Below are 974 nucleotides of genomic sequence, written 5' to 3'. Positions count from 1 at the left end.
TGCGAGCGGAGCGAAGCAATCCAGGGACGCACCACCTGCGACAACGTCCCGCTGCCCTGGGTCGCTTCGCTGCGCTCGCGATGACGGAGCGGGACACTTGAACCACCACCGTCTTTGCGAGCGGAGCGAAGCAATCCAGGGACGCGCCACCTGCGAAAACGTCCCGCCACCCTCGGTCGCTTCGCTGCGCTCGCGATGACGGAGCGGGGCACCCGAACCGCCATCGTCTTTGCGAGCGAAGCGAAGCAATCCAGGGACGCGCCACCTGCGAAAACGTCCCGCTGCCCTGGGTCGCCTCGCTGCGCTCGCGATGACGGAGCGGGGCACCCGAACCGCCACCGTCTTTGCGAGCGGAGCGACGCCATCCAGGGAGCCGCGATTGCCTGCAGCGGCCCACGGCGCGCGGGATGAGGCAGCCGGTCCGGCGGCGCGGGCGCGGCTAGGCCGACGCCCCCTCCACCAGGATCTCCCGCTTGCCGGCGTGGTTGGCCGGGCCGACGAGGCCCTCCGTCTCCATCCGCTCCATGAGCGAGGCGGCGCGGTTGTAGCCGATCTGGAGCCGGCGCTGGATGTAGCTGGTGGAGGCCTTCTGATCCCGCAGCACCACCTGCACCGCCTGATCGTAGAGGTCGCCGCCGGCCTCGCCGAAGGACCCCGCGTCGAACACCGCGCCGTCGAGTTCGAGCTCCGCCGCGCCGGCCTTGCCCTTGCCGCCCTTCTCGGACGCCGGCTCCTCGTCGTCGGCGGTCACGGCCTCGAGGTAGCTCGGGCGGCCCTGGCGCTTGAGGTGGGCGACCACGCTCTCGACCTCGCTGTCCGAGCAGAACGGCCCATGCACACGCGTCGTGCGCCCGCCCCCGGCCATGAACAGCATGTCGCCCTGGCCCAGAAGCTGCTCCGCGCCCATCTCCCCGAGGATCGTCCGCGAGTCGATCTTGCTCGTCACCTGGAAGCTGATCCGGGTCGGGAAGTTC

At 70.7% G+C, this 974-nt stretch carries 1 protein-coding gene; it reads right to left on the bottom strand.

Going from position 1 to position 974, the window contains the following annotated elements:
• Positions 1-439: 439 nt before the first annotated feature.
• Positions 440-974: DNA translocase FtsK (locus tag MKK53_RS08935; protein ID WP_279598915.1), on the bottom strand; the 535-nt coding region annotated here is incomplete at its 5' end.

It is taken from the genome of Methylobacterium sp. J-076 (assembly GCF_022829405.1).
GTDB lineage: Bacteria > Pseudomonadota > Alphaproteobacteria > Rhizobiales > Beijerinckiaceae > Methylobacterium.
This window is presented reverse-complemented; position numbering and strand designations above follow the sequence as displayed.